Genomic DNA, 9331 nt, shown 5'->3' with positions numbered 1-9331 from the left:
ACCAACCTCGCAGGTCAATACAGCTAGGTGGCCTCGGTGTCGAACGGGGCAGACTCGCCCGGGGCCAGCCGTTGCACTGCCCTTTCGGGGCGCTTGGGTGCCGCATCCGCCGCGGCCGCCGCACCTGAAACTGCAGCCACTGCGGCTGGTGCGCCTGCGCTGACAGGCTTGGTGTCGTCGTCGAGCAGTGCTTCCTTGATGATGCGCCGGGGATCGTACTGGCGGGGATCGTACTTCTTCCAGTCGACATCGTCGATGTCGATGCCCACTTCTTCCTTGATTTGTTCCCGCGCGCCGTTGGCCATCCGGCGGACTTCCTTGACCAGGTTTGCCAGCTTCTGGGTATATTCCGGCAGCCGCTTGGGGCCGATCACCAGGACGCCAATGATCAGCAGAAGGATGAACTCCGGGCCGTTGATTCCAAACACTTTAGGAAGATTACCCTCTCCGGGCGGTGAGTGACGATTCCCACCCAGCGGATGGGAAAACAGTCCGTATCACTGGGTGAACAGGGCCGCGATCTTGTTGATTCCGCGCTCCAGCCGTGCATCCAGGGGTTCCGCAGCCTGCCCCTGCCGTTGTTCCGGGACGGCTGCAGCCACCCCTTCTGCGGCGGAATCGGCAAGACGCTTGAGGATGGGCATGGCATCGTCGGCCTGGCCGGCGGGAAGGTCGGAGCGGTAGGTGATGGTGAGCCCGGCGGCCTGGTAGGTCCCGGACCACGCAGAGGTGCCGGATTCCTGTGGCCGTCCACCCGCCTGGCCCGCCGCGGTCCCCGGAACCAGCGGGGGTTGGGCTGGTTGGGCTGCAGGTTCCGTGGCGACGGGGTGCTGTTCCGTGACAGTGGCATGATGGGCACCGTCAGTGAGTCTCAGCTCCACTGCGGGCTCCCCGTTAACCACCAGCGCCCGGGCCGCCTCCAGATGGAATCCCATGGCTTCGAGTTCCGGACAGACCCATCCCTCGGAGCGCAGGGTGGCCAGTTGGGCGGCGCTTAGGGCCCTGCCGTCCGCGGGAGTCTGGGACGAGGCATGTGAAAATGCGGCCTCGGTTCCCGCCGGTTCGCCGCCCGCCGGGTCTCCCGCTGCTGTGAATGCTCCCACGGCCAGCACCCCGGCAGCTGCCATGGTTCCACCGGCGGTGAGCGCAAGCGCCCGGGCGGCCATGCGGGAGGTGAGGCCCTGGTGGGGCTGCACCGCGGCAGGGGGCTGGGCTGCCAGTTCGGAGGTGCGGGCCAGCAGCCGTGCCGTCAGGTCGTGGCTGGCTGGCGGGATGGGAGCATCCCGGAGACGCTCAAGGTACTGCCGTTCCCGGCGCAGGGTGGCGGCACACTCCTGGCAGGCCTCAAGGTGGCTGCCGGTGCGCTGATGCCTGCCGCCGAAAGGAAACTGGGACCTCATATGCCGTTCAGAGGATCCCGGCGATGCGGGGCATCGAAAGCTTGCGGCGCGACTGCTGCGGGCGCGGATCGCGGTGGGCCAGCTTTTCGCGGAGCATGGTCCTGCCTCGGTGGATGCGCGAGCGGACAGTGCCGAGCTTGACCCCCAGGGCTTCTGCGACTTCGTCGTAGGACAGGCCCTCAAGGTCGCACAGGACCACTGCGGCACGGAAGTCCGGCGGCAGTTCCTCCAGTGCGGCCTGCACGTCCAGGTCCAGGTTGTTCAGCTCGAAGCTCTGCTCGGGACCGGGCTCGCGGCCGGGCAGCCGGGACTCGGCGTCCTCGGCAAGGGCGTCGAATCGAATGCGGGTCTTCCGCCGGGCCTGGTCCAGGAACAGGTTGGTGGTGATGCGGTGCAGCCAGCCATCGAGTGTTCCGGGCTTGAAGTTTTCCAGCGAACGGAACACCCGGACGAAGACTTCCTGGGTGAGGTCCTCGGCGTCGAATTTGTTTCCGGTCAGGCGGTACGCCAGCCGGTAGACCTTCGCGGAGTGATTGGTGACCACTTCTTCCCAGGTGGGACGGACCCACTCATCGTCGGGATTGTTTACTGCAGGGACAGGTGCCACAACTGAAGATGACATCGTCCACTCCCCTCGTGGAATGCTAACGCCCGGATACTGTTGACATCTCTGATTCGGCGCCGGTCACCATTTGGATGAGCGGATACCAATCATGTCAAACTTGGCTGGGAATTTCCTGACGACCGGGAAACTTCCGCCTTCGGCGCAATGGCTGCTTCCCGGTCCGGCCCAGCCGGACACAGTAGGCTGGAGGAGACATTCCCCCCTTACCGCCCAGAAAGCGATTATCCATGAGCGCCGACAAATCCAGCAGCTGGTCCTATGCAGAAGATCTGCCCGCTGAGGATGAGGTTATGCTTCGGGCCCGGGAACGTTCCTTCGAATTAGGGGTAAGCGCCGTCAGCCCCGGCGTGGGCGCCGTCCTTACGGTTTTGGCCGCCGCTTCCAAGGCGCAGACCGCAGTGGAAATCGGCACCGGCGCGGGCGTCTCAGGCGTCTGCCTGCTCCGGGGCCTTGGCCCGCACGCCGTCCTGACCACCATCGACGTTGACGTGGAGCACTTGCGGGCTGCCCGCGAAGCGTTCGCCGAGGCCGGGAGTCCCGCCAACCGGACCCGCACCATTTCCGGCCGCGCCGGCGACGTCCTGCCGCGGCTCACGGACGGCGCCTACGATCTTGTCTTCATCGATGCGGACAAGCCCGGACTGCCCGGCTACGTGGAACAGGCCATCCGGCTGCTCAAGCGTTCGGGATTGCTGGTCATCAACGACGCCTTGGACAAGGACAAAGTGGCCAACCCTGCGGGCAGGGAGCCCAACACCGTAACCCTGCGGCAGGTGGGCAAAGCCATCCGCGACGACGACAGGCTTGCTTCGGCAATGCTTCCCACCGGGGACGGCCTGCTGGTGGCCGTCAAGAAATAGGCGGCGCAGAAAGGTCAGGGTGCGCAGCCCGCGGGCTGCGCACCCTGACCGGCACGGCTATTCGGTAACGCCCACCAGGCATTCCTTGAGGTTGGCTGCTTCGGCAGCGTTCAGTTCGACCACCAGGCGCCCGCCGCCTTCGAGCGGGACGCGCATGATCAGGCTGCGGCCCTCCTTGGTGACTTCCATTGGGCCGTCGCCGGTGCGTGGTTTCATAGCCGCCATGAGGAATTCCCCTCCATTTTGTCCCAGGACGAACCAGCCCGGGCGGGCTGTGTCCGCATGTCGATCAGGCCGCTATGGCAGGGTGGTTGCACCACCGCCAAGGCTGCGCGTTTTCTGAATGCTTTTGTCCTTGCTTACTTACTATTATCGCGGAATTACCCGCACGTAGCTAATCGATGGACATTTCCGTGCACGTGTCATTCCCGTCCTGACCTGCGCGAAAGCCGGTTTTACTAAGGCGGATAATCGCCTCCGCCGGGCAGCTGCGCCCACGCCCACAACCACACGATCCAGACGATCTGCAGCAGCAGGAACATGACCACCACCGTTCCCCGGTACGCCCTGGACCGGGACAGGAAAACCGCGCCCAGCGCCAGCGGAAACAGCGGCAGCAGCATCCTGAAGGTGCTGGTCTGGGGGTGGAGGAACGCCAGCAGGTAAGCCATGTAGCAGGCGCACCAGAGCCGCAGTTCGACGCCGAGCCGCACCACCGGGGGCAGGTACAGCATCACCCCGAACAGCACCATGAACACCAGGGGCGCAAGGACGCCCAGCACGGGGCCGAAGAGCTCGACGCCGGTGTCGAACCAGGGCTTGAAAGGTACCAGGTCCTGGCCCCGCCACACGGTTTCGGTTTTGGTGTACGCCTGCAGGTCGCCGGTCGCCGCCCACGCCGCAGCGGGCCACGCCAGGGCGGATAAGCCCGCGACGGCGGTGAGTCCGGTGAGTGCCGCCAGGTCCTTGACCGAATGGGCGTCTTCAGCCGGACCGCGCTGCCGCCCACGGCGCACGTTCGTGGCGGCATGGACGATCAGCAGCAGCCCCAGCATGGCGGCGAAGGGGACGCCGACGGGCCGGGACAGGCACAGCAAAACCACGACGGGGGCGGCCCAGAGGTACTGCCGTCGCACTACCAGCAGCAGGGCCCCGGCGAGCAGCAGGAGGGACAGCGGCTCGGCGTAGGGTACCTGCAGCACGGCAGAGACGGGAAAGGCCGAAAAGAACGCAACACCCCACATGGCTGGTGTGTGCGCGGCCTTCTGCCGGAAGAGTGCGTACACCACGAGGGCCGCCGCCCAGCCGGCCAACATGGCCACCAGGGTGAGCGACGCGGCGGTGTTCAGGCCGGTGAGGCGGCTGAGTCCGCCTGCCAGCGTCGGATAAAGCGGGTAGAAAGCCCACGTATTCTCCTGGACGTTGCCGGCGGCGTCCGTGGGAAGGACCGACGGGTAGCCGTTGGCGATGACCTGGCCGTACCAGCGGGCATCCCAGATATTGATGAAATTCCAGTAGTCAGGTTTTGGCGCGAACCAGGGGTTGGGGCCCTGGTGAAGCGCCGCGGCCATGAAGATGCAGGCTGAGACCAACCGGGAGCCGCCGTACAGTGCGGTGACCTGCAGCCGCCAGGGCCAGCCGCGGACGGTGGAAGCTGCGCGCTGGACCACGTCGCCGGCAGAGGCCAGCGGGTTCCGGCGGGCCACCGTGCTCACAGGCTGCCCTTCCCCGGGGCAGCGTCCTCATGGACCCCCCGGTTCCCGCCCCCTCCCGCACCAGGCTCTTCCGGAACCGGCACTTCGGGAACCGTACCGGGGACCATGGGTCCGTCGTCGGAAGACTGCTCCGTGGGATCTTCCGCGGCGGCCAGCCGGCCCCGCAGCTCCGCCAGTTCCGCATCCCGGGCCGCCAGCTGGTCCCTCAGTTCGTCCAGCACCTGGTCCACCTGGTCCATCCGGTAACCGCGCAGGCCCAGCGAGAAACGCAGCCGGGTCACGTCCTCCGGAACGGCGCGCTCGGGCAGCAACACGGGCGGAAGGTTGGCCGGTGGCTCTCCGAACCCGTCCAGCAGGACGGGCAGCGCAGCCCCGCCCGATTTACGGGAGCGCCGGCCCAGGCCGGACCACAGAACCGCCGTCACGAGCACGACGGCGAGGAAAACCAGAAAAAAGCTCACGGTTCCATGGTGCCAGACCGACGGCCCGAACCGCGGCGCGCAGCTACTCCGGCCGCTGTTCCCCGTTCAGCGACGGGGTCACGGCGACGTGGAGGACCCGGTCCACGGCTTCCGCCGGGTCATCAACCAGTTGGATGAGGTCCAGGTCCTTTTCGGAGACCATGCCTTCAGCTACCAGGGTGCCCCTGATCCAGTCGATCATCGGTCCCCAGAAATCGACGCCGAGGAGGACGATGGGGAAGGACGTCACCTTCCGGGTCTGGACCAGGACCATGGCCTCGAACAGCTCATCCAGAGTGCCCAGGCCCCCGGGCAGCACAATGAACCCCTGCGCGTATTTGACGAACATCGTTTTGCGGGCGAAGAAGTAGCGGAAGTTGATGCCCAGGTCCACCCACTGGTTCAGGCCCTGCTCGAACGGAAGCTCGATGCCCAGGCCCACCGATACGCCATTGCCTTCCACCGTTCCCCGGTTGGCCGCCTCCATGGAACCGGGGCCACCGCCTGTGATCACGGCTACTCCGGCTTCAGCGAGCTTGCGCCCCACTTCCACGCCCATCTCGTAGTAGACGCTTCCCGGCTTGGTACGGGCCGAACCGAAGACGCTGACCGCTTTTCCGATGTCCGCCAGCGCACCGAAGCCCTCGACGAATTCGCTCTGGATCCGCAGGACCCGCCACGGATCGGTGTGGACAAACTGGCCGGGGCCCTTGGTATCAAGCAGGTGCTGGTCCGACATGTCCACGGCCGCCTGTTTGCGGCGCAGCTCAAGGGGCCCCTTACGGCGCGGCTGGGAATTCTTGGCCGGATCTGCATTGATGCTCATTCCCCTAGGCTAACCTCCAACTCCAGGTATCTCTTGAATCACGATCGGCAGGAACTTGGGGTGATTGGCGTCATAGGCCACCGTTGTTCGCTAGATTCTTTCCTATGACTACTCATGTGCCCGGCGATACTCTCGTCTCCCTGAACGCCGTTAATAAGCATTACGGCCAGCTGCACGTTCTGAAGGACATCAACCTGCAGGTCCGCAAGGGCGAGGTTGTTGTGGTCATCGGGCCTTCCGGCTCCGGTAAGTCCACCCTCTGCCGGGCAATCAACCGCCTGGAGACCATCGAGGGCGGAACCATCAGCATCGACGGGAAAGTCCTCCCCGAAGAAGGCAAGGAGCTCGCACAGCTGCGCGCCGACGTCGGAATGGTTTTCCAGTCGTTCAACCTGTTCGCACACAAAACCATCCTTGAAAACGTGACGCTGGGCCCCATCAAGGTCAAAGGCGTTTCGAAGGCTGCAGCGGAAAAGGACGCCATGGCGCTCCTGGAACGGGTGGGCGTGGGCCACCAGGCCCCCAAGCTGCCGGCCCAGCTCTCGGGCGGCCAGCAGCAGCGCGTTGCGATCGCCCGTGCCTTGGCAATGAAGCCGAAGGTCATGCTGTTCGACGAGCCCACTTCCGCGCTGGACCCCGAAATGATCAACGAGGTCCTGGACGTCATGGTCCAGCTCGCCAAGGAAGGCATGACCATGATCGTGGTCACCCACGAGATGGGCTTCGCCCGGAAGGCCGCCGACCGCGTGGTCTTCATGGCGGACGGCCAGATCGTGGAGGACGCCACCCCCGAAGAGTTCTTCACCAACCCGAAGAGTGACCGCGCCAAGGACTTCCTGTCCAAGCTCCTCACCCACTGACGTGCCGGACAACCACACTTCAGTTCGCATCCAGGCCGGAATACCCACGGCCATCAATGAAAGGAATGTCATGAAGGCATTTATGTCCCGGCGGAAGTCCTTCGCCGTGGCGGCTGCCGCCGCCCTCGCACTGTCCCTCAGCGCCTGCGGCGGCGGCGACTCCGGCGGCTCCAGCAACCCGAGCCCCGTTGAAAAGCCGTCTTTCGCCGCCGGAACCACCATGGCGAAACTGTCCTCCGCCGGGACCATCAAGATCGGCACCAAGTTCGACCAGCCGCTGTTCGGCCAGGTGGGCCTGGACGGCAAGCCCGTCGGTTTCGATGTTGAGATGGGCAAGCTGATCGCCGCCAAGCTGGGCATCCCCGCAGACAAGATCGAATGGTCCGAGACCGTTTCCGCAAACCGCGAACCCTTCATTCAGCAGGGCAAGGTGGACCTGGTCATCGCCACGTACACCATCAGCGACAAGCGCAAGGAAGTTGTCGACTTCGCCGGTCCGTACTACGAAGCAGGCCAGGCCCTCATGGTGAACAAGGACAACGACACCATCAAGAAGCCCGAGGACGTCAAGGGCAAGAAGGTCTGCTCCGTCACCGGCTCCACCCCTGCCGCCACCATTGTGGACAAGTACGGCGCGGAACTGGTCCCGGCCGCCACCTACTCCGCCTGCCTGGAGCCGCTGCGCAACAAGCAGGTCGAAGCCGTGACCACGGACAACGTGATCCTCGCCGGCTTCGTTGACAAGGAGCCGGACGCCTTCAAGCTCGCCTCCGAGGAAACCTTCACCAAGGAGCCCTACGGCATCGGCCTGAAGAAGGGCGACACCGAGTTCCGCAACTGGATCAACGACCAGCTGGAATCCTTCGAAAAGGACGGCTCCTACAAGAAGGCCTGGGAAGCCACTGCAGGTTCAGTCATCAAGACCGCACCCAGCCTCCCGGCCATCAACCGTTACTAAGTAGCGTCCGCCGCGCCGCCGGGTCTGCTCAGCAGCCCCGGCGGCACCGCCTTTAATCCGTCCACGCTTACAGCCGAAGGATCTTATGGACGTCATCTTTGAAAACCTGCCCCTCTACTGGGAAGGTTTTCTCCGCACTCTCTTTCTCTCCGTCGTCTCCGGCATCTTCGCGTTGATCCTCGGCACCTTGCTGGCCGCGGCACGCGTCTCCCCGGTTGCGGCCCTTCGCGGTTTCAGCACCGTATACGTGGAAATCCTCCGCAACACCCCGCTGACCATTGCGTTCTTCTTCGCAGCGGTGGTGCTCCCCCGGATCGGGGTCAAATTCGAGCAGTTCGAGATCGCCGCCATCATCGCCCTCAGCACCTACACCGCCGCGTTCATCGCCGAAGCTGTCCGCTCGGGTGTCAACAGCGTGCCTGTGGGCCAGGCCGAGGCAGCACGAAGCATCGGCATGAAGTTCGGCCAGGTTCTCTCGCTCATCATCCTCCCCCAGGCACTGCGGACGGTGATCCCGCCGCTGATCAACATCCTGATCGCCCTGGTCAAGAACTCCTCGGTGGCCGGCGCCTTCTTCGTCCTGGAGCTGTTCGGCTACGGCCGCCAGCTGGCCAATGCCAACGGTGACGCCGTGATCACTGTCCTGCTGGGTACGGCGTTCTTCTATCTGCTCCTCACCGTTCCGCTGGGAATCCTCGCCAACACGGTGGAACGAAAGGTGGCGATTGCCCGATGAGTTCCGTTCTCTACGACGTCCCCGGCCCGAAAGCGCGCCGGGTTTCCCTCATTGCCTCCATCATCGGCGGCCTGCTGATTCTTGGCCTGCTGGCCTGGGTTGTGATGACCCTCGCGCAGCAGGGCATCTTCGAAGCGCGCCGCTGGCAGATCTTCACGCGCGCCGACGTGTGGCGCCTTCTGGGCAACGGACTCGGATCCACCCTTTCGGCAGCGGCACTTGCGGCAGTCATCGCCTTCCCCCTGGGCCTGCTGCTGTGCCTCCTGCGCATTTCGGACGCCGCAGCCATCCGGGTACCCGTGCGGGTCATCCTGGAATTCCTGCGCGGCATGCCCGTGGTCCTGATGATGCTCTTCATCCTCCTGGGCTTCGGCACCTCCGCGTTCGTGGCCGTCGTGGCCGGCCTGGTGCTGTACAACGCTGCGGTCTTCGCCGAAATCATCCGTGCCGGTATCCAGTCCCTGCCCAAGGGGCAGCGCGAAGCCGGCCTGGCCATCGGCCTGACCAGCTACAAGTCGCGCATGCTGATCGAGCTGCCGCAGGCCATCCGCCGCATGATGCCCTCGCTCGTAGCGCAGATGGTGGTCCTGCTGAAGGACACCTCGCTGGGTTACATCGTGGCGTACGGCGAACTGCTGCGCGCGGTCCAGGTCATGGCGGACTTCCTGGGTACGCAGTATCTGTTCCCCATCTTCTTCGTGGCGGCCGCCATCTACATCGCCATCAACATCTCGGTCTCACGGCTTGCCGTATGGATCGAGCGCCGCGGCTCCAAGAAGGCCGCCGGCGGCACGGCGAAGGCCCAACCGGATGTCCTGGAGGCTGCGGCTCCCTAACCTTCGAAGCTGCAAAAGGCACTCCAACAAGAAAGGTCCGGAATTCCCGTGGGG

Annotated in this window: 12 protein-coding genes; 5 read left to right on the top strand and 7 right to left on the bottom strand. The window is 64.9% G+C overall.

The window, feature by feature from the left end:
* Positions 1–23: 23 nt before the first annotated feature.
* The 3 genes from J7I84_RS18755 to sigE form a co-directional block, all read right to left on the bottom strand.
* The gene (locus J7I84_RS18755; protein ID WP_214946032.1) at positions 24–428 is read right to left on the bottom strand and encodes a Sec-independent protein translocase TatB; all 405 of its coding nucleotides are present in this window, start codon (positions 426–428) and stop codon (positions 24–26) included.
* A 69-nt stretch (positions 429–497) separates the two neighbouring features.
* Complete coding sequence (locus tag J7I84_RS18750; RefSeq protein ID WP_214946031.1) at positions 498–1400, bottom strand: anti-sigma factor; 903 nt, start codon at positions 1398–1400, stop codon at positions 498–500.
* Between the two features lie 7 nt (positions 1401–1407).
* Complete coding sequence (sigE, locus tag J7I84_RS18745; RefSeq protein ID WP_159631489.1) at positions 1408–2022, bottom strand: RNA polymerase sigma factor SigE; 615 nt, start codon at positions 2020–2022, stop codon at positions 1408–1410.
* Positions 2023–2252: 230 nt separating this feature from the next.
* On the opposite strand from sigE, the gene J7I84_RS18740 reads away from it, so the two are divergent.
* A complete protein-coding gene (locus tag J7I84_RS18740; RefSeq protein WP_214946030.1) occupies positions 2253–2885 on the top strand; it encodes an O-methyltransferase in 633 nt (210 codons plus the stop codon).
* Positions 2886–2942: 57 nt separating this feature from the next.
* Here J7I84_RS18740 and J7I84_RS18735 read toward each other — a convergent pair whose 3' ends face one another.
* The 4 genes from J7I84_RS18735 to J7I84_RS18720 form a co-directional block, all read right to left on the bottom strand.
* Entirely contained in the window at positions 2943–3110 is a 168-nt protein-coding gene (locus J7I84_RS18735; protein ID WP_009357720.1) for a DUF3117 domain-containing protein, read from the bottom strand.
* A gap of 233 nt (positions 3111–3343) precedes the next feature.
* Positions 3344–4600 carry a hypothetical protein gene (locus J7I84_RS18730; RefSeq protein WP_214946029.1) on the bottom strand — a complete coding sequence of 419 codons (1257 nt, stop codon included), beginning with the start codon at positions 4598–4600 and terminating at the stop codon, positions 3344–3346.
* On the bottom strand, positions 4597–5061 hold the full coding sequence (locus J7I84_RS18725) for a DivIVA domain-containing protein (RefSeq protein ID WP_214946028.1): 465 nt from the start codon (positions 5059–5061) through the stop codon (positions 4597–4599). The genes J7I84_RS18730 and J7I84_RS18725 overlap by 4 nt, the downstream gene beginning before the upstream one ends.
* Before the next feature lie 43 nt (positions 5062–5104).
* Positions 5105–5887 (bottom strand): TIGR00730 family Rossman fold protein, encoded by a 783-nt coding sequence (locus J7I84_RS18720; protein WP_214946027.1) that lies wholly within the window; start codon positions 5885–5887, stop codon positions 5105–5107.
* Between the two features lie 104 nt (positions 5888–5991).
* Here J7I84_RS18720 and J7I84_RS18715 point away from each other — a divergent pair, with 104 nt between their 5' ends.
* The 4 genes from J7I84_RS18715 (at position 5992) to J7I84_RS18700 (ending at position 9277) form a co-directional block, all read left to right on the top strand.
* Positions 5992–6747 (top strand): amino acid ABC transporter ATP-binding protein, encoded by a 756-nt coding sequence (locus J7I84_RS18715; protein ID WP_214946026.1) that lies wholly within the window; start codon positions 5992–5994, stop codon positions 6745–6747.
* Positions 6748–6817: 70 nt separating this feature from the next.
* Positions 6818–7705 (top strand): glutamate ABC transporter substrate-binding protein, encoded by an 888-nt coding sequence (locus tag J7I84_RS18710; RefSeq protein ID WP_214946025.1) that lies wholly within the window; start codon positions 6818–6820, stop codon positions 7703–7705.
* 85 nt (positions 7706–7790) lie between these two features.
* Positions 7791–8441 carry an amino acid ABC transporter permease gene (locus J7I84_RS18705; RefSeq protein ID WP_214946024.1) on the top strand — a complete coding sequence of 217 codons (651 nt, stop codon included), beginning with the start codon at positions 7791–7793 and terminating at the stop codon, positions 8439–8441.
* Complete coding sequence (locus J7I84_RS18700) at positions 8438–9277, top strand: amino acid ABC transporter permease (protein WP_214946023.1); 840 nt, start codon at positions 8438–8440, stop codon at positions 9275–9277. Before J7I84_RS18705 ends, J7I84_RS18700 begins: the two co-directional genes overlap by 4 nt.
* Positions 9278–9331: the final 54 nt, after the last annotated feature.

The organism is Arthrobacter sp. ISL-85 (assembly GCF_018613675.1).
Lineage (GTDB): Bacteria > Actinomycetota > Actinomycetes > Actinomycetales > Micrococcaceae > Arthrobacter.
The sequence above is the reverse complement of the archived record's forward strand: the minus strand, read 5'-3'. Positions and strand labels throughout refer to the sequence as shown.

Bases quoted from the DNA above. Each gene is read 5' to 3' on its own strand.
- J7I84_RS18735 (WP_009357720.1), bottom strand. From the start codon at position 3,110: ATGGCGGCTATGAAACCACGCACCGGCGACGGCCCAATGGAAGTCACC.
- J7I84_RS18720 (WP_214946027.1), bottom strand. From the start codon at position 5,887: ATGAGCATCAATGCAGATCCGGCCAAGAATTCCCAGCCGCGCCGTAAG.
- J7I84_RS18740 (WP_214946030.1), top strand. From the start codon at position 2,253: ATGAGCGCCGACAAATCCAGCAGCTGGTCCTATGCAGAAGATCTGCCC.
- J7I84_RS18750 (WP_214946031.1), bottom strand. From the start codon at position 1,400: ATGAGGTCCCAGTTTCCTTTCGGCGGCAGGCATCAGCGCACCGGCAGC.
- J7I84_RS18700 (WP_214946023.1), top strand. From the start codon at position 8,438: ATGAGTTCCGTTCTCTACGACGTCCCCGGCCCGAAAGCGCGCCGGGTT.
- J7I84_RS18715 (WP_214946026.1), top strand. From the start codon at position 5,992: ATGACTACTCATGTGCCCGGCGATACTCTCGTCTCCCTGAACGCCGTT.
- J7I84_RS18705 (WP_214946024.1), top strand. From the start codon at position 7,791: ATGGACGTCATCTTTGAAAACCTGCCCCTCTACTGGGAAGGTTTTCTC.
- sigE (WP_159631489.1), bottom strand. From the start codon at position 2,022: ATGTCATCTTCAGTTGTGGCACCTGTCCCTGCAGTAAACAATCCCGAC.
- J7I84_RS18710 (WP_214946025.1), top strand. From the start codon at position 6,818: ATGAAGGCATTTATGTCCCGGCGGAAGTCCTTCGCCGTGGCGGCTGCC.